This is a genomic window from Granulicella sp. S156 (assembly GCF_009766105.1).
Lineage (GTDB): Bacteria > Acidobacteriota > Terriglobia > Terriglobales > Acidobacteriaceae > Granulicella.
On record NZ_LMUH01000013.1, the window covers coordinates 514,599 to 532,302 of the forward strand.

Annotated in this window: 18 protein-coding genes and 2 tRNA genes; 9 read left to right on the forward strand and 11 right to left on the reverse strand. The window is 58.0% G+C overall.

From position 1 onward, the window contains the following. Window positions 1-45: 45 nt before the first annotated feature. Together GSQ91_RS26065 and GSQ91_RS12010 are read right to left on the reverse strand one after the other, a co-directional pair. A complete protein-coding gene (locus GSQ91_RS26065) occupies window positions 46-513 on the reverse strand; it encodes a nucleotidyl transferase AbiEii/AbiGii toxin family protein (protein ID WP_371417107.1) in 468 nt (155 codons plus the stop codon). A gap of 250 nt (window positions 514-763) precedes the next feature. Next, window positions 764-838, reverse strand: a tRNA-Phe gene (locus GSQ91_RS12010). A 332-nt stretch (window positions 839-1,170) separates the two neighbouring features. Between GSQ91_RS12010 and GSQ91_RS12015 the strand changes: the two genes are divergently transcribed. The 5 genes from GSQ91_RS12015 (at window position 1,171) to fabF (ending at window position 7,155) form a co-directional block, all read left to right on the forward strand. After that, window positions 1,171-2,850, forward strand: coding sequence for an adenosine deaminase (locus GSQ91_RS12015; RefSeq protein WP_158821779.1), 1,680 nt, complete (start codon window positions 1,171-1,173; stop codon window positions 2,848-2,850). A 75-nt stretch (window positions 2,851-2,925) separates the two neighbouring features. Further along, window positions 2,926-3,231 carry a hypothetical protein gene (locus tag GSQ91_RS12020; RefSeq protein WP_158821780.1) on the forward strand — a complete coding sequence of 102 codons (306 nt, stop codon included), beginning with the start codon at window positions 2,926-2,928 and terminating at the stop codon, window positions 3,229-3,231. Between the two features lie 286 nt (window positions 3,232-3,517). Then, window positions 3,518-5,305 (forward strand): alpha-glucan family phosphorylase, encoded by a 1,788-nt coding sequence (gene glgP / locus GSQ91_RS12025; protein ID WP_158821781.1) that lies wholly within the window; start codon window positions 3,518-3,520, stop codon window positions 5,303-5,305. Between the two features lie 147 nt (window positions 5,306-5,452). Next, window positions 5,453-5,887: a MarR family winged helix-turn-helix transcriptional regulator gene (locus GSQ91_RS12030; RefSeq protein ID WP_158821782.1), complete on the forward strand. Its 435-nt coding sequence runs from the start codon at window positions 5,453-5,455 to the stop codon at window positions 5,885-5,887. Between the two features lie 20 nt (window positions 5,888-5,907). Further along, window positions 5,908-7,155, forward strand: a complete 1,248-nt coding sequence (gene fabF, locus GSQ91_RS12035; protein WP_158821783.1) for a beta-ketoacyl-ACP synthase II — start codon at window positions 5,908-5,910, stop codon at window positions 7,153-7,155. Window positions 7,156-7,174: 19 nt separating this feature from the next. Here the strand turns inward: fabF and GSQ91_RS12040 are convergent, their stop codons facing one another. From GSQ91_RS12040 to GSQ91_RS12050, 3 genes are read right to left on the reverse strand one after another with little or no spacing between them, the layout of a single operon-like run. Beyond that, on the reverse strand, window positions 7,175-8,071 hold the full coding sequence (locus tag GSQ91_RS12040; RefSeq protein WP_158821784.1) for an NAD(P)-dependent oxidoreductase: 897 nt from the start codon (window positions 8,069-8,071) through the stop codon (window positions 7,175-7,177). A 51-nt stretch (window positions 8,072-8,122) separates the two neighbouring features. After that, window positions 8,123-8,503: a cupin domain-containing protein gene (locus GSQ91_RS12045; protein WP_158821785.1), complete on the reverse strand. Its 381-nt coding sequence runs from the start codon at window positions 8,501-8,503 to the stop codon at window positions 8,123-8,125. Next, window positions 8,503-8,982, reverse strand: coding sequence for a carboxymuconolactone decarboxylase family protein (locus GSQ91_RS12050; protein WP_158821786.1), 480 nt, complete (start codon window positions 8,980-8,982; stop codon window positions 8,503-8,505). Before GSQ91_RS12050 ends, GSQ91_RS12045 begins: the two co-directional genes overlap by 1 nt. Window positions 8,983-9,084: 102 nt before the next feature. Here GSQ91_RS12050 and GSQ91_RS12055 point away from each other — a divergent pair, with 102 nt between their 5' ends. From GSQ91_RS12055 to GSQ91_RS12065, 3 genes are read left to right on the forward strand one after another with little or no spacing between them, the layout of a single operon-like run. Further along, complete coding sequence (locus GSQ91_RS12055; RefSeq protein ID WP_158821787.1) at window positions 9,085-10,578, forward strand: PLP-dependent aminotransferase family protein; 1,494 nt, start codon at window positions 9,085-9,087, stop codon at window positions 10,576-10,578. An 18-nt stretch (window positions 10,579-10,596) separates the two neighbouring features. Further along, window positions 10,597-11,058 (forward strand): thioredoxin-dependent thiol peroxidase, encoded by a 462-nt coding sequence (bcp, locus tag GSQ91_RS12060; protein ID WP_158821788.1) that lies wholly within the window; start codon window positions 10,597-10,599, stop codon window positions 11,056-11,058. A 2-nt stretch (window positions 11,059-11,060) separates the two neighbouring features. Further along, window positions 11,061-11,795 carry a polysaccharide deacetylase family protein gene (locus tag GSQ91_RS12065; RefSeq protein ID WP_254064524.1) on the forward strand — a complete coding sequence of 245 codons (735 nt, stop codon included), beginning with the start codon at window positions 11,061-11,063 and terminating at the stop codon, window positions 11,793-11,795. Window positions 11,796-11,812: 17 nt separating this feature from the next. On the opposite strand, the gene GSQ91_RS12070 is transcribed toward GSQ91_RS12065, so the two are convergent. Beyond that, a tRNA-Arg gene (locus GSQ91_RS12070) sits at window positions 11,813-11,889 on the reverse strand. A gap of 27 nt (window positions 11,890-11,916) precedes the next feature. Here GSQ91_RS12070 and GSQ91_RS12075 point away from each other — a divergent pair. Next, the gene (locus GSQ91_RS12075; RefSeq protein ID WP_158821789.1) at window positions 11,917-12,450 is read left to right on the forward strand and encodes a DUF2911 domain-containing protein; all 534 of its coding nucleotides are present in this window, start codon (window positions 11,917-11,919) and stop codon (window positions 12,448-12,450) included. A 66-nt stretch (window positions 12,451-12,516) separates the two neighbouring features. Here the strand turns inward: GSQ91_RS12075 and gcvPB are convergent, their stop codons facing one another. From gcvPB to gcvT, 5 genes are all read right to left on the reverse strand, one after another. Further along, window positions 12,517-14,064, reverse strand: coding sequence for an aminomethyl-transferring glycine dehydrogenase subunit GcvPB (gene gcvPB, locus GSQ91_RS12080; RefSeq protein WP_158821790.1), 1,548 nt, complete (start codon window positions 14,062-14,064; stop codon window positions 12,517-12,519). Between the two features lie 42 nt (window positions 14,065-14,106). After that, window positions 14,107-14,451 (reverse strand): hypothetical protein, encoded by a 345-nt coding sequence (locus GSQ91_RS12085; protein ID WP_158821791.1) that lies wholly within the window; start codon window positions 14,449-14,451, stop codon window positions 14,107-14,109. Between the two features lie 72 nt (window positions 14,452-14,523). Next, on the reverse strand, window positions 14,524-15,891 hold the full coding sequence (gene gcvPA / locus GSQ91_RS12090) for an aminomethyl-transferring glycine dehydrogenase subunit GcvPA (RefSeq protein ID WP_158821792.1): 1,368 nt from the start codon (window positions 15,889-15,891) through the stop codon (window positions 14,524-14,526). Window positions 15,892-15,991: 100 nt separating this feature from the next. Continuing rightward, window positions 15,992-16,381 carry a glycine cleavage system protein GcvH gene (gene gcvH / locus GSQ91_RS12095; RefSeq protein ID WP_158821793.1) on the reverse strand — a complete coding sequence of 130 codons (390 nt, stop codon included), beginning with the start codon at window positions 16,379-16,381 and terminating at the stop codon, window positions 15,992-15,994. A 57-nt stretch (window positions 16,382-16,438) separates the two neighbouring features. Next, window positions 16,439-17,608 carry a glycine cleavage system aminomethyltransferase GcvT gene (gene gcvT / locus GSQ91_RS12100; RefSeq protein ID WP_158821794.1) on the reverse strand — a complete coding sequence of 390 codons (1,170 nt, stop codon included), beginning with the start codon at window positions 17,606-17,608 and terminating at the stop codon, window positions 16,439-16,441. Window positions 17,609-17,704: the final 96 nt, after the last annotated feature.

Genomic DNA, 17,704 nt, shown 5'->3' on the forward strand with positions numbered 1-17,704 from the left:
GCCGTAGAGCTGGTGATAGGAAAATCGGTCATTGCGTCCGAAGCCTTATATCGTTTGGCTCTCCTCCGGAACAAACTGAAGAGCTGGATGCGCGGCCACGGCATCGCGCAGGTTCTTTAGTTCGCGGTCAATGCCGCGTTTGGTCAGGGGTGGCTCGAAGGCAAGCAGGTCGAGGAAGATGTCAATGTCCTCCGAAAAACGCTGGATCAAGTTCCGGCCTTTCGAGAGGCTGGTTCTCCGTTTGTTGAATTTCCCGATCTTGCTCGGGTCACACCGGGCGGAGCCAAGCGTGAGAACCCGGCTCCCAAGTGCCGAAGCTCTGCATTTACGGAGGGTTCGGCACGGAAACCGCAACCCGAAGGGCGGCGAAGCCGAAGCAGAAGAGCGAGCTGCCGCAGGGCGCCGGATAGGCCCCAAAGCAGTGACAGGGCAGGAAGCTAAGCAATCAATATATAAATCGGATTTCTCTTTGCTCGCAGTTGTGAGAGCGCGATGGGGCTTGTACGTCAGCAAAAATGCAGTATCCCTTTTTGGGGGAGAGCAATAGTCGCACTTTGAACCAATAACTTATTGAAATAATTATGTTTAGCGCTGGTAAATTTAAAGTTCGACTGTAGAGTCGAACCAATGTCTGCTGGCCTTTTTACCGCTGCAACTCTACGTCTTCGTATAATATTGAATATAAACGACTTATAGAGAAAATTAGAAAAGCCTCCGCTGAGGGAGGCTTCGAACTTATTTCCTGTAAGTTATTGATTCTAAATGGTGGCCAGAGACGGGATCGAACCGCCGACGCCGGCCTTTTCAGGGCCGCGCTCTACCACTGAGCTATCTGGCCTTGGCAATGGAACGCCTACCGGGCTGCCAAGTGCGCCCGTCAAGCTCGTGCGTTTCGACTTCGCCTGCCTGAGGTGGGGAGGGAATGAGCCTGCTGCGTTGCCACACGCGGCCCTCGAGAACGTCGAAGGCCAGTATACCAATGACTGCCATATCGCGCCAACCTCAACATGACTCTTGTCGCGACATGGTGCTTCTGCTTGCTGTTATTGTGATTTGCCAGTGTCTCGGAAGCATCACCGAAGCATCTGCATTTTCCCGTAATCACTTGGGTAACCCTGTCCTCATCTCGGTCTTAGCGGTACGATAAGTCCTTAAAGAGGTACACCCGGCATGATGAGTTTTCGTAACAACCCTATCCAGGGGTTGCTCTGTTCTTTTGTTCTAGTTGCAGTTGGCTCATCGGCTGCAGACAACATTACGCGAGCACAGACCGCTCATTCCGTGCTTGCACCCTCTGAAGTCCGTGCTTCTCATGCCTTTGAAGCTGCAAAGAAACTCGGGGCGCCGGAGCTTTATGCATTCCTCAAGCCGATGCCTAAGGGAGCAGATCTCCATATGCACCTCTCCGGAGCAGTGTACGCGGAGACCTTTATCGCGGAGGCCGTTATGCAGGGCCTTTGTATCGCCCCAGTCGACCCTGGCGTGCCTCGTGTTCCAGAAGGACCAAACGCTGTACGCTTCGTTCCGAAGGTTTCGGCTGACCCCGAAAATTCCGCTTCCTGCGCTCCTGGTCAGGTGCCAGCCGCGGAAGCGCTCAAGCGCCAGCCGCTTTATGACGATCTCATCGATTCCTTCTCCATGCGCGGCTATGTGCCGACTCCCGGTATTACGGGGCACGACCAATTTTTTTCAACCTTCGAGCGTTTCGGCGGTCTCAAAAATGTAGCTGGCGAATGGCTCGACGAGGTCGCCAGCCGCGCCGCTGCACAGAACGAACAATACCTTGAGATTATGCAAACCCCTACGTTCACCCATGCTGCTACGCTCGGCTACAAACTCGGCTGGCCTGCCGGTGCAGAAAAGGAGGTTACGCACGATCAACTCGCGCAACTCCGTGATGCTTTGTTGGCAGGTGGTCTCCGCGATGAGGTTGCTGTAGACACGAAAGAACTTGCCGATGCCAAGGCCGCACGCGCAGAGATTGAATATTGCCACTCTGACGCAGTAAGTGCGTTACGAGCTCCAGGTAATCCTTCGGGTTGTTTCATCCGGATTCATTGGCTCTATCAGGTTCTCCGCGGCTTTCCGCCTCCACAGGTCTTTGCTCAGACGCTCCTTGGCTTCGAAGTCGCCAGCGCCGACCCTGATGTCGTCGGCATTAACTTCGTAATGCCCGAAGACGGTCGCGTCTCCATGCAGGATTACCACCTCCAGATGCAGATGCTCGACTATCTGCACTCGGTCTACCCCAAAGTTCGCCTCTCGCTCCACGCCGGCGAGGTCGCTCCGGGCATGGTTACGCCGGATGGCCTCCGCTTCCACATTCGCGAAGCCGTAGACCTCGGTCACGCTGAGCGTATCGGCCACGGCATGGACGTCCTCTACGAAGACCACCCTGCTGAACTGCTGAAAGAGATGGCAGACAAGCACGTCATGGTCGAGATCAACCTGACCTCGAATGACGTCATCCTTGGCCTTAGTCATACTGACCATCCGCTCGCGGCCTATCGAGCTGCGCACGTGCCTGTTGCACTTTCCACCGATGACGAAGGCGTCAGCCGCATCGATCTTACCCATGAGTATGTCAAAGGCGCGGAAGAGCAGGGACTTACCTACAGAGATCTCAAGGACATGGCGCGCACTTCACTGGAGCACGCATTCCTTGCCGGTGAAAGCCTCTGGGCCTCTCCCGACGACTTCACGCGACGCAAGACAGCCTGCGCCGCACCCATTACGCCAACAAGCAATCCCACTTCTGCTTGCGCAGCAGTTCTCAAGTCCAGTGAGCGCGCGGCAGAGCAGTGGGAGCTCGAACGCCGCTTCGCCACCTTCGAGGCCTCTATCCACTAGTCCATGCGCTAAACTTATGTCGCATCAGGTCGCGTGTATTCCGCAGAAAGCCTTGAGCTCAAGGAGGGTCCTTCGTTGAAACGAGTGATTTCGGTAGTGTTGCAAACGATTCTGCTGCTGGCCGTCTTCGGTGCTGGGTCGTTTCTTCCGGCTTTCAACGTCCTGCCGATGTGGAAGATGGGGGCAGGGGCCACGCACGACTTCGTGCTCGACGGTCTGGTCTTCATGATCGTGCTCTACCTGATCATTCTCGCCATCGAAGCGATCCGGAAGCGGCTGAATACCTCCGGCGTCCTCACCACCATTGCTTTTGTGATCGCCCTGATCCTCGGTTTTGCGATGAAGTTCGGCATGGTCAGCGTCGGTTCGGCTGCCTCTTAAACCGCCGTCTCCAGTGCTTGCAGTGGTTCGTTTAGCGGTTGCCGCGACGAACCATTAGCCACCTCTGGTAAGCGTTTTCCACAGGCCGGAATCTGCCTCGGAACCAGGATTTTCTGTCCAAAAGGTCGTTTTTTGCTAGACTTTAAAGAACGAAGCACTATCATCGGTCAAACGATTGAGCACGTACATCCATGTAGGTGAGACCGGAGGGGCATTTGTTTCTATCCAGAAATTGCTGTAATCGCCGAGATATTGCACGGTTGAGAAAAGGATCCTACCCCTCCGCATGAGCTTCTCCACCTCTTCCCCTCATCCCATTTCTGCCCCCGCCATTGATCTCGCCGAACGCAAGATCGCTTACTTTTCGATGGAAATTGCTCTCTCCAAGTCCCTGCCCACGTACTCCGGCGGCCTGGGGATGCTTGCGGGAGACACTTTGCGCTCTGCCGCCGATACGGGTGCGCCCATGGTGGTAATCTCACTGGTTCACCGTCGCGGCTACTTCCAGCAGCACCTCGATGCAGCTGGCCAGCAGACCGAAAGTGACGTTGTCTGGTTCCCCGAAACAACTCTGCCCTCTGCCGGGCAAGAGATTGTGCTCATCATGCAGAACCGCGAGGTCAAGGTTCGCGCCTGGCGCTTTGATGTCGTGGGTGTAACCGGTCACATTATCCCCGTCTTTCTACTCGACACCGACGTCGAAGGGAACGACTTATGGGATCGCAGGTTGACCGATCATCTCTATGGCGGCGATACCTACTACCGGCTTTGTCAGGAGACGATTCTGGGTTTGGGCGGCGTGCAATTACTGCACGCACTCGGTTGCCAACCTGAAGTCTGTCATATGAACGAAGGGCACGCCGCGCTGTTGACGATCGGTTTGCTCGAAGAACGACTGAACGGGGTCCCCCTTCGCGATGCCACGGAGGCCGACGCGGAAGCGATTCGCCAGCAGTGCGTCTTTACGACGCACACGCCAGTGCCTGCAGGCCACGATAAGTTTGGTCTCGACCAGATGTTCGCTGTGCTCGGTCACGAGCGTGCCTCGGCTATCGAGCGCTTTGGCTGTCTGCACGACGGCTTGATGAACATGACGTACCTTGCGCTGCGCTTCTCCCGTTACGTCAACGGCGTCGCTATGCAACACGGCAAGGTTTCGCAGCATATGTTCCCCGGATACAAGGTGCATGCCATCACCAACGGCGTTCATGCGGCGACGTGGCTCTCGCAACCCTTCCAGCAATTGCTGGACAAGGAAGTTCCGGAGTGGCGCCACGACAACCAGTACTTCCGTTCGGTCTATGGCATTGCTCCGTCAGCTATCGATGCAACGCATGCCATCGGCAAACAGCGACTCTTTGCAACGGTCAAACAGCGTACTGGCGTCGAGTTGGATCCGAACGTGCTGACCCTAGGCTTTGCGCGTCGTGTCGCCACTTACAAGCGTGCAAGCCTGCTCTTCCATTCGCCCGAGCGCCTCGCAGAGATTGCAGAAAAGCTTGGCGGCTTGCAGATTCTCTATGCCGGCAAAGCACACCCTGCCGACAATGCGGGCAAGGGACTGATCCGTGATGTCTTCAGTGCCGCAGCCAGGATCAACAGTTCGAAGCTGCGCATTCTTTACCTGGAGAACTATGACTGGGATCTTGGCGAGCAACTGACTGGTGGTGTCGATGTGTGGTTGAACACGCCACTGCGTCCCTATGAGGCCTCCGGCACCAGCGGCATGAAGGCTGCGCTCAACGGCGTGCCTAGCCTCAGCGTGCTTGATGGTTGGTGGATCGAGGGTTGCGCCGAGAGCATTACCGGCTGGGCGATCCCCGACTGCGACGACGAGGCTACCGAGGCGAATCTGCTCTACGACAAGCTTGAGAACTCCATCGCTCCGCTCTATGCCAACAAGACTGGCTGGGCTGAGGTGCGCCGTCACTGCATTGCGATCAACGGTACGTTCTTCAATACTCACCGCATGCTGGGCCAATACGTCTCTAATGCCTACTTTCCGCAATCAGCCTCGGTTGCAGCAACTGACCAGGTTGTTGAGGACGAGGTCCGCGAGACTGTTTTTGCCTAACCCGAACAAATCGCAGCTTCTATAAGGGCGTCGCACACCAGCGGCGCCTTTATTCTGTCTGTGCTTGCATTCTTGTATCTGTGCAGTTCTCCCTGTATAGACACTCGTGTAATTACACGCATACAATGATTCACAGGAGATCTGTGAATGACCCCAAACCCCGGTGATCCTGGCTGTACCTGCTATCGCCTGCGACAGACCGCCCGCCTGGTCTCCCGTACCTACGATCGCTTCCTGGCACCTGCAGATATCAGCATCGGCCAGTTCGGTATGCTGTCCACTCTAGCGGCGATGGAGGGGAAGTCAATCTCTGAACTCGCTGATGTGCTTCAGATGGAACGCACAACTCTCACCCGCAATCTCTCACCGCTAAAAAAGCTCCGATATATCACGATCGCGGAAGGTCAAGACAAGCGAGCCAAATCTCTACGCTTGACCAAAGCCGGCGAGAAAGCGCTCTCGTCGGCGAAGCCACTCTGGCGCGCCGCTCAACAAAGCCTGGAGCGGCAGCTCGGCAACGCGGAAGTGAAATCACTCACCAAGACATTGGATAACGTGATGGACCGTCTGTCTGCCAATTAGCCTCACGAAAAAGGAGCCCTATGAATCAACAACGGCGTGTTGTCGTAACCGGCGTAGGTCTCATAAGCCCGGTTGGTATTGGCACGGAAGAGACCTGGGCCGCCCTACTGAACGGCGAATCGGGCATCGCTCCAATCCAGTTGTTCGATGCCTCCCAGTTTGCCTGCCGGTTCGCCGGTGAGGTGAAAGACTTTGTCCCAGAGAGATACATCGATCGCAAAGACATCAAAAAGATGGGTCGATTCATCCAGTTTGCGATGGCCGCTGCAGAATTTGCTTTAGCGCAAGCGGGGCTGCACATCACAGAAGAAAATGCGGAACGCGTAGGTGTCTATGTTGGTAGCGGAATCGGCTCATTTGAGGTAATCGAACGGGAGCACGCGAAGCTCCTCGCAAGTGGCCCTGATCGTGTCTCGCCCTTCTTTATCAACGCTACGATCGCGAATCTGGCGTCGGGACAGATTTCCATCAAGTACGGTGCGAGGGGGCCAAATCTGACCTGTGCCACGGCTTGTACCACTGGCGCACATGGCATAGGGGAAGCCTGGCACATCATTCGCCGTGGCGATGCAGATGTCATGATCTGCGGTGGCAGCGAAGCCGCTGTAACGCCTCTCTCTATCGCTGGTTTTGCCGCGATGCGTGCGCTCTCTACATGTAACGAGAATCCCGAGACAGCATCACGCCCGTGGGATAAACAGCGGGATGGATTCGTTGCGGGTGAGGGAGCCGGAGTGCTGGTCCTCGAGGAGCTGGAAAGTGCTCAGGCTCGAGGAGCGACGATCCTCGCCGAACTTGTTGGCTACGCCGCTAACTCCGATGCCTTCCATACCAACGCGCCGCCGGAAGACGGTCGTGGCGTGCGGCGAGTGATGCAGCTTGCCCTCGATCGCGCAGGACTTGTGCCGGCTGACATCCAGTATCTAAATGCTCACGCCACTTCAACGCCACTCGGCGATCGCGCCGAGGCTCGCGCGATTGCCGATGCGTTCGGAGATCACGCGGACAAACTGCTCGTGAGTTCTACCAAGTCGATGACAGGGCATCTGCTTGGTGGAGCGGGAAGTCTCGAAGCGGGCATCACCGTTCTGGCTCTGCGGGATCAGATGGCGCCTCCCACTACAAACATTGAACAACTGGATGAAACGATCAAGCTGAATCTTGTTCTCGACAAAGGCGTCTCCACGCCGATGAAGTATGCGATGAGTAACTCCTTCGGCTTTGGGGGGACCAACGCTTCACTCATCTTTCAAAGATGGTTGCCTTGATCTTGAAATGGCTACCGTATCAGAGCCATTCAAGCTGCCGGGGTTTAAACCCAAGTACCCTCTTCGCCTTTGCATTCGAAGCCCCGCGCAGCTTCGTTTGGTAATAGACAGCGTCTTCTCCAGCAGTCCTTCGGGCATCCTCAACTGAAACCCGTTCTGGTGCCGGAGCTGCAACAAACCGGCAAAACGCGGGCAGCCACTCACGCATCAGGCTCGGCTCATCCTGTACCACGTGATAGATCCCGGGCTCGCAGTCGAGAGCTGCGACAGTAGCCAACGCAGCATCCTCAATATGCACCCAGTTCCATGCGCCTTCGCCCTCGCCGATCAAAGGCAGTTGCGCTGCCCGCACTTGGTCTGCCGCGCCGCCATCAGGGTGATACCACGTGTTTGGCCCATAGAAAAATCCATAACGCAGAGCGATGCCTTCCATAGAACCCAGTACGCGGGTTTCCAGAGCGGTGTAGGTTTGTGAGTTGGTAGACACGCCGGGGCTTGCATCGACGGCCAGTCCTTCTGACTCGTCTGCGAGTCCGTTACCGGGTCGCAGAAAGAACCCGGTCGACTGCTGAATGTACCGTCGCACTCCGCAAGCCTGAGCTGCACGATGCAGATTTCCTCCGCCCTCCAGTCTCAGCTTTCGGTCACCGGGCTGATAGGCGGGCATGTCTCTTGGATCTTTCGGCAGGGCGGTAAGCTCATCGATCACCACCTCGGCCTGCGACTGCCGCAGCGCGGATTCCAAGGCTGCCGCATCGAACGCATCTACCATTGCAGCGGTCGCGCCTATCTCACGAAGCTTCTTGGCTGCTGTTTCGGTTCGTGTCATGCCGGTGACCGCATGTCCCTTGCGAATCAGCTCCGTAATGAGCGGCTGCCCAATCGCTCCACTGGCGCCTGCAACAAAAATATTCATCTCTTTTCCTCCTTTGGAATGGATGGGCTTCAATCGAAGGTGGCTGTATCGCTACTTTACGGGCTCCAGGAGCGGGGCTCCTTTGTCCTTGACGAAAAATACGAGAAACTTTGCCGGTTCGGTTTTGCTCGCGTTTCGGCCGACGACATGAATGTCCTGCGGTGATTCGTAGAACGTATCGCCGGGTCTGAGCGTCCGTTCCTTTCCACCCTTCACCTGCATCACCACAGTGCCTTCGAGCACGTAAACAAACACATGCGCATTGTGGCGATGTACGGCATCAACCTCTCCGGGCGCAAACTCCACGGTGATCATCGTGCCTTCTTTGCCGGGAATACCGGTGAGGTCTTTTGAGAGAAGCGGTGTGACCTTCGCCTGTTGAGCTGTCAGGGGCATCGTCAGGAGGAACAACAGGAGGAGGATGCGCTTCATTACTTTCCTCCCTCCGTCTTGTGTGTGCTCGGCTGGTATTCTCCCGGCACCATGCGGAATGGAATCGCTATGCGGTTCCAACCATTGATGGTGATGACCACAAGTGTCAGGTTGACAAGTTCCTCGTCGGAGAACCGCTGTTTCGCCTCCTCGTAGACCGCATCGGACACATGGCCCTCGGTAATCAGCGTTACCGCTTCGGTCCATGCCAGCGCTGCACGCTCGCGATCGGTGAAGAACGGTGTCTCGCGCCATGCGGAGAGCGCATAGAGGCGCTGCTCGGTCTCGCCCTCGGCGCGAGCATCCTTTGAGTGCATATCGATGCAATAAGCGCATCCGTTGACTTGCGAGGCACGCATCTTGACCAACTCGATCAGAGAGGGCTCTAGTTTGGAGGCCTTCCTGACAAATGCCTCCATGCTGAGCATAGCCGTGTACGCTGCCGGAGACGCCTTCTGTGCTTCTAATCTGGGTTTCATGATCTCGCTCCTCTCCTTCAAAGCATAGAGAGAATGTGGTCTAGCAGTAAGGTCCATAATTAAAATGTGGAATAGTCCACTTGCTCGACGGAATTGAGGATCATGCCAAAGACCGAAACGTTCCAGGACCTATCCCTTGTCAGTTCGGGGAGCCACGGTGAACTCTGGCGCTGGCTCTATACGGAACTGAGGGCCGCGATCCTCGATGGCCGTCTACGCCCAGGGAGCAGGCTCCCCTCTACGCGTAGCCTGGCTGTGCAGTACCAGCTTTCGCGCGGTACCGTTGTAGCGGCGTTTGATCAGTTGCAGGCCGAGGGCTATACGCACACAGAGATCGGCTCTGGAACCTTCGTCGCCTCAGGTCTGCCAGACCCTCCCTTATCGTCGCCGCGCACTAAGCCTGCGCTTACGCTGCCACCGTCCACTGCTACGCTAAGCAAGCGTGCAATAGAAACCCTCAAAGGGATAACGGTTATGCCCGCACCGCACTCGGTCGGCAAAGCGTTTCGCGCCTATGAACCTGCCATCGATCTCTTTCCTGTCGAACTTTGGGCCCGCGTTGCGGCTCGTGTCCTTCGTCACGCGCCCAGGTCTCTCTATGGCCACGGCAATGCCGCTGGATATCCACCGCTACGCCGCGCTATAGCGGAATACATTGGGACGTCACGCGGTGTGCGTTGTTTGCCGGAGCAGATCATCGTTACCTCGGGGGCGCAACAGGCTCTCGACCTCATCGGACGCTTTTTGCTGGATCCCGGCGATCCTGTCTGGATAGAAGACCCTGGCTATCCCGGCGCATGGCAGACGCTTCGAGCTACCGGCGCGCGCATGATCCCGGTCCCCGTCGATCAAGACGGTCTCAACGTTGTAGCAGGGATGAAGCTCTCGCCCCGTGCAAAGCTGGCCTATGTAACACCGGCCAATCAATTTCCGCTGAGTGTCACCATGTCCGCCGATCGCCGCATGGAGTTGTTGAACTGGGCCGTGGGTGCGGGAGCATGGATCGTCGAAGACGAGTACGACGCCGAGTACCGCTACCACGGTCGTCCTGTAGCTGCTCTGCAAAGCCTTGATCGCTCAGGATCCGTCATTTATGTTGGGACCTTCACCAAGATGCTCTTCAATGCGTTGCGTCTGGGTTTCATGGTGCTGCCGCAACGGCTGGTTGGAGCCTTTGAAGCCGCCAGAAGCTTTGTGGACCGTCACCCTCCGACGCTCGATCAGGCGATTCTCGCCGAATTCATCACGGAGGGTCACTTCGGCCATCATGTACGCAGAATGCGCCAGACCTACTCCGAGCGGATGGAGATATTGAAGGAATCAGCAGACAAGGACTTGGATGGTCTGCTCGATGTGACTGCCGCTGCTGCAGGCATGCGGACTGTAGCGTGGCTCAAGGCAGGAACATCGGACAAGGTTGCAGCCGAGCGAGCCAGCCAGCTCGGACTCGAGGTCATGGCCTTGTCGGCATTCACTTTTCAGCAGAAACAAAGGCCTGCCCTGATACTGGGCTTTGCCGGGTGCAATCCCGACGAGCTTCGCCGCGGCGTATCGGTATTGGCGACAGCCCTGCGAGGCTCTCCCGCGCTACGATAGAGTCCGAGGAGATTTATCATGCAACCGCAAGTAGGCGAACTCGTAGAAAACTTCACCCTGCCCGATCAGGATGGGAACACCATCAACCTCACCGACTTCGCCGGCAAGCCCGTCGTACTCTTCTTCTATCCGAAAGCCGATACGCCCGGCTGCACGATCGAAGCCTGCGGCTTCCGCGATCACTTCGCCAAGCTCCAGAAGGCAGGTGTCGTCGTCCTTGGCATCTCTCGCGATACGGTGAAGGCCCAGAAGAAATTCGCCGACAAGTACGACCTGAAATACCCCTTGCTCGCTGACGCCGATCAAACGATCGTCAACCGCTTCGAGCTCGTCAAGCCGAAGACGATGTACGGCAAGCTGGTCAGCGGCGTTGAACGCACAACCTTCGTCATCGGCCCTGATCAGAAGCTGTTGCACGTCTTCCATAAGGTCAAGCCGGAAGGCCACGCCGAGGAAGTTTTGGCGCTATTGAAGAAGTAACGATGATTGCCCCAACCATCCCTGAAGATCTGGTGCTCGGCGCAACTGTGGCCGCTGCGGCGGCGTTCGTCGTGACCAACGCCGCCCTTCGGCCTGGGTCCCAGCTCTTCGGCAGCACTTTGGTCGCGGGCAGGAACCCTCAGGAAGTAGCCCTCACCTATGACGACGGCCCGAACGACGACGCGACCGGCGAGTTGTTGAACCTGCTGGCGCGTCACAATGCCCGTGCCACCTTCTTCATGATCGGGCGCTTCGTACGGCAGCGGCCCGAGATCGTCCGCGCGGTGCAGGCTGCCGGCCACCTCATCGGTAACCATACTGAGACGCATCCGTGGCTTGCCTGGCAATCTGCGCGTGTGATTCGTGAAGAGTTGCGCACCTGCAACGAGGCGCTGGAAGATGCGCTTGGCGCTCCTGTACGCTACTTCCGCCCACCCCATGGAGCTCGTCGTCCGGCAGTTATGCGTATTGCCCGCGAACTCGGCCTGACAACGGTGCAGTGGAATGTAATGGGGTTCGACTGGGAGCCTATCGGTGCCGACGGCATCGTGCGCCACGTAGACAGGGGACTGGCCCGCGCGCAGAGGCGTGGGGTTGGCGCGAACATCCTGCTACATGACGGCTATGACCAGGCGATGGGAACAGACCGCAGTGCCACAGTGAAGGCAACAGGTGCCTTGCTGGAGCGCTTTAGCAGAGAAGGCAAGCGTGTCGTTACAGTCGACGCATGGGGATAGCAAAAAAATGAGGGATATGGTGCACCCGAGAAGATTCGAACTTCTGACCTACAGCTTCGGAGGCTGCCGCTCTATCCAGCTGAGCTACGGGTGCACTGCTTAAGCGTAGCATAGGGGCATTATGAACTCACTCCGCACCGCCCTCCTCGCAGCCGTTTTTGCCCCGCTCACCCTCATGGGCGTGGCCCAAGAGCCTCTTGCCTCTCCCGCAGCTACCGCCGAGACCACCCTCGCGGGCCAGTCAGTCACCATCCATTACAACTCGCCTGCAATTCGCGGACGCAAGATCATGGGCGGACTCGTTCCTTATGGCCAGGTCTGGCGTACCGGCGCAAACCCAGCGACGACCCTCATCACCGCCACCGGCCTGAAGATTGGCACGCTGGACGTTCCCGCCGGTACATACACCATCTACACACTGCCTGCCGCTCCTGGTACTCCATGGTTGCTGATCGTGAACAAGCAGACCGGTCAGTGGGGAACCGAGTACCACCAGGAGCAGGACCTCGGCCGCACGCCGCTGCACTTCGACAAGCTTTCAGCGCCGCAGGAATCCATGAGCATCAGCTTCGAGAAGACAACCGCACACTCAACCGAACTGCATGTGAAGTGGGAGACGACAGACGAGTGGGTGAAGGTCGAAGCAGCGAAGTAGCTGTACCTGACTGAAACAGAAAGGCCTGCTCCTAGGAGCAGGCCTTTTGCTGTTTTCTATCCGTCGTTACCACTCTTTCGCCGCGGTATCCGGTGTGAGCTGCGTCGAAGCCACTGGGGCTTTCCAGCGCAGGATTGGCTTGCGCGCGGCGGTGGTCTCATCCAGCCGCTGTAGCCGTGTGGAGTGCGGAGCGTTCTGCACCAGCTCAGGATTCTCCTCGGCCTCGCGTGCAATCTGCTTCAGCGCATCGATCAGCAGGTCGAGCTCTTCGCGCGACTCACTCTCCGTTGGCTCGATCATCATTGCGCCGTTGACCACGAGAGGGAACGAGACCGTGTACGCATGGAAGCCGTAATCGATCAGCCGCTTGCCCATATCGCCGGTCTTGACGCCGTTCTTGGCCTGCAGTTTGTCGCTGAACACGACCTCATGCAGGGATGGCGACTTGTACGGCAGTTCGAAGGTGCCTTCGAGCTTGGCACGGATGTAGTTCGCGTTGAGCACGGCGTCTTCGGTCGTCTGGCGCAGGCCATCGGGACCGTTGGCGAGGATGTAGGCCAGAGCGCGAATGAACATGCCGAAGTTGCCGTACCAGGCGCGCACGCGTCCCACCGACTGCGGACGGTTGTAATCCAGGCCCAGCGAGCCGTCGGGGTTGGTCTTGACGACAGGCGTTGGCAGAAACGGCTCAAGGATCTTCTTGCAGGCGACCGGTCCCGAACCCGGACCACCACCGCCGTGCGGCGTCGAGAAGGTCTTGTGCAGGTTCAGGTGCATTACGTCCGCGCCAAAGTCGCCGGGCCGCGTCTTGCCGCACAGAGCGTTCATATTCGCGCCGTCCATGTAGAGCAGCGCGCCCTTCGCATGCAGAATGTCCGCAATCTTGTGAATATCGCTCTCAAAGACGCCGATCGTCGAAGGATTCGTAAGCATCAGGGCGGCGACATCCCCATCGACCATCCGCTCCAGTTCGGCAAGATCGACCATGCCCTGGGCGTTCGACTTGAGGTTTGCCACCTGGTACCCGCACACTGCTGCAGTAGCGGGATTCGTCCCGTGCGCGGAGTCGGGGATGAGCACCTTCTTGCGCGGATTCCCCTGCGACTGATGATAGGCGCGCGCCAGCAGGATGCCGGTGAACTCACCATGTGCTCCGGCGGCAGGCTGCAAGGTGATCGTGTCCATGCCGGTGATCTCGATGAGGCAATCGGACAGGAGCTTCATAATACCCAGCGCGCCCTGGCTCAGAGATTCCGGCTGATAGGGGTGTGCCTCTGCCAGCCCTTCAAGTCTCGCCACGGCCTCATTGATACGCGGGTTGTACTTCATGGTGCAGGAGCCCAGCGGATACATGCCGAGGTCGATCGCATAATTCCATGTAGATAGACGCGTAAAGTGACGGATGATCTCTATCTCCGAAAGCTCGGGCATCGCGCCGAGATCGTCGGTGCGTACGGTGTTGCCCAGAAGGGAGGCGGCATCCACCGCAGGCACATCGAGCTGCGCGAGACGATAGCCCTTCTTGCCGGACGAGGACTTCTCGAAGATCAGGTCTTCGTTCTGATTGACGTGCGTGGTTGCCTTAATGGGTGTTCCAACAAATTTATCTGACATGCCTACCGCCTTAACTCGTATCTCGAAACTCACGACTCGAAACTAGAAATCCTCTTCGTCCAAGCCACTGCCGTCAGCGGAATAACTTCCAGCCTCCGGTCCATCTAAATCTTCTTCACGCAGACCCAGCGCAATGACCGTACCGCTTTCGAACTCGATTGTCAGCGACTCCATCTCTTCCAACGCGGCCTTTGCGACTGTCTCGCCGATCTGCGCGCAGAGGGCGTTGCGATACTCCGGCTCGCCGAAAGCGATGCTGAAGTCCGCGAGCAGCACGTGCGGCCATGCGTAGAGAGTGACCAGGGGCCCTTCGAAGCGCAGACGGACGTAGTCGGCGACGAACTCGACCGCCGTTAGTTCCTGACCTTCGATCTCGGTGATGTCCATTACGCTTCCGTTCTTTGTGTTTAGGAGTAGCGCGGGGCTTTAGCCCCGCAAACCATCTCCGAAAAGCAAAAGCTAAAGTGCGGTGGCTGCTGTGTCGATCTGGGCCTTGGTCGTAAGCTCCGTTGCACACCACAGCGTCGCGTTCTCGCCAAGCTCGGGATACCACTTCGCCAACGCGAGGCCGCCGATGATTTGTTTGTCGAGCAGCTTTGCATTCAGCTGCTCTGCCGATTCTGTAGACGCTAAAACGAACTCGTGGAAGCGGGGTGCACCGTCGAATTTTGTCGTCGCACCAGCCGCAACCAATGCACTGCGCAGATACGCTGCTTTCGCGAGGTTCTGTTCCGCGAGTTCGCGCAGGCCCTGTTTGCCGTAGACGGTCAGGAAGATCGTCGTCATCAGCGCGACCAGCGCCTGGTTGGTGCAGATATTCGATGTCGCCTTCTCGCGGCGGATATGCTGTTCGCGTGTGCTCAGTGTGAGCACGAAGCCCCGCTTGCCGTTCTTGTCTTTGGTCTCGCCGACAAGGCGGCCGGGCATCTGGCGCAGGAACTTTTCCTTGCACGCGATCACACCGCAGTAAGGTCCGCCAAAGCCCACAGCCACGCCAAAGCTTTGCGCCTCGAGCGAGACGATATCAGCTTCTACCGGGGCTTTCACGATACCGAGAGAGACAGCCTCCGCGATCGAAACGATCAGCAGAGCGCCCTTTTTGTGGGCGATTTCGGCGATAGTTGCCACATCCTCAATCGTGCCGAAGAAGTTCGGCGATTGAATGAGCACACAGGCGGTATCGTCGGTAATTGCGGCGTCCAGCGCCGTGAGATCGACCCGGCCTGTCTCGGCGACATAGCCAACTTCCGTTGCCGGAATGCCCTGATGCTGTGTTGCAGTATGCAGTACTTCGCGGTATTCCGGGTGAACGGTCCGGGCTACGACGGCGCCATTGCGGCCTGTCACGCGTACAGCCATCATCACGGCTTCCGCGGCGCCCGTCGAACCGTCGTACATCGAGGCGTTGGCGATCTCCATGCCGGTGAGTTCGCAGATCATCGTCTGGAACTCGAACATGGCCTGGAGCGTGCCCTGGGCGATTTCGGGTTGATAAGGCGTGTAGCTGGTGAGGAACTCGCCGCGCTGCACGAGCGAATCGATGATCACCGGCCGGTAGTGCCGGTATGCACCCGCGCCGAGGAAGCTCGCATAGGGCTTGCTCGCGGGCTGCTGAACCAACTGGTTAAATTCGCCGCTCGCGATATTCCCTGCAAATGCGCGAAAACGGTCCAGCACCTCGGACTCCGAGTGCTGACGCGGGATATCGAGGTCACGAGTCAGGCGGTATTCAGCGGGGATCGTCTCAAAGAGATCTTCGATGGAGGAGACGCCGATGGCTTCGAGCATTTCTGTGCGGTCGGCGGGAGATTTGGGGAGATAGCGCATGGGAAGGGAACTTTCTGGAGCCTGATATGTCTTCGCGAAGCCTCTTCATGGCGAGACGATACGACTGCCATGAAGAGGCTTCGCGGATCTTTTCTAGAAATTAGTGACCGGTCTCTTCGGAGACGAATTTTTCGTACTCTGCGGCGGAAAGCAAGGCGTTTCCGTCGTCGTCGCTGGTCAGTTTGAGCTTGAGGAGCCAGGTGTCGTTCGCGGCAGTGTTGATGGTCTCGGGCTCGTCGTTGAGCGACTCGTTGATCTCGGTGACGGTGCCAGTTACGGGCGAGTAGAGTTCGCTGACGGCCTTAACCGACTCCACGGATCCGAAGGAGTCACCGGCAGTAAGCTCCTGGCCTACCTTGGGCAGTTCAACAAAGACGATATCGCCCAGCGAGCTCTGCGCGTAGTCGGTGATGCCGACACTGCCGGTGTCGCCATCGATTGCGAGCCACTCGTGCGACTTCGCGTAACGGTACTTTTCGGGATAAGACATTTGAGGTTCTCCGAAGAAGATTGTAGAGGATTGCTGAGGGTGAGGCCGCGCTGAAAACTAGGATAGTGGCGCGGTAATCGGCGCTGCGACGGCCTTAGGGCGTTTGTAGAAGGGGGTTGGGACAACCACCGCCTTCACCAGTTGGCCACGAATCTCGACCGCGAGCTCGGTACCGACCTCCGTATAAGCCACGGGTACGTAGGCCAGAGCGATGTTTTTCTTGAGAAATGGGGCAGGGGAGCCCGAAGTGATCTCTCCGATGCGGGTTCCGTCGAGGGTGGCGACCGGATAGCCGTCGCGTCCGATGCCGCGGTCGACCATCTCCAACCCAACCAGCCGGCGAGCCGGGCCACCGCTGTTTTGTACCTCGAGCAGTGCCTCCCGCCCGACGAAGTCCGTCCCCTTGTCCAGCTTGCAATACCGGCCAAGATTCGCCTCGAAGACGTTGATCGTGTCGGAGATCTCGTGCCCGTAGAGGGCCATGGAGGACTCCAGGCGCAGCGTATTCCTTGCGCCGAGCCCGCAGGGGATGATCCCGAACTCCTCGCCGGCGGCGAGCACCTCGCCCCACACCCGCGCGCTGGTCGGCTCGTCGGAGGGGATATAGATCTCGAAGCCGTCCTCGCCGGTGTAGCCGGTGCGGGCGATCATCACGTTGTGGCAGCCGCAAACCTGTCCCCAGGTGAACCAGTAGTTCTTGATCGGGGTGAGGTCAACGCCGGTCAGCTTTTGCAGGGTCGCTTGTGCCTTCGGGCCCTGGATCGCGAGCTGCGTGTAGTAGTCGGAAAAGTCGTTGACATGAACGCCGCTCATGCCGCCGATGACCTGCCGCACCCACTGCACGTCCTTCTCCCGGGTGCCGGCGTTGATGACGATGAGGTAGTCGTTGTCGCCGAGCTTATGCAGAACGACATCGTCGACGAAGGTCCCGTTCGGATACAGCATCGCGGAGTAGTGCGCCTGTCCGGTCTGGAGCTTGCTGGCATCGTTCATCAGCAGCTTCTGCACAGCGGCCAGCGAGTTTGGCCCGCGTAGCTGAATATCGCCCATATGCGAGACATCGAAGAGGCCGACTGCGGTGCGCACGGCCATATGTTCTTCGATCAGTCCGCGATACTGAACGGGCATATCCCAACCGCCAAAGTCGACCATGCGCGCCTTATGCGCGTGGTGAGTGGCGTGAAGGGCGGTACGGCGGAGAGCGGAGGGGGTTTCGGTCGTGGTCATATGTCTGTCCTTAGGATGCACCAGAGCGCGCAGTTCGCGCGAGGCAACTGTCTACGATAGCAAACCTCAGGCATAGCCTCAGGAGCGCTGCCCCAA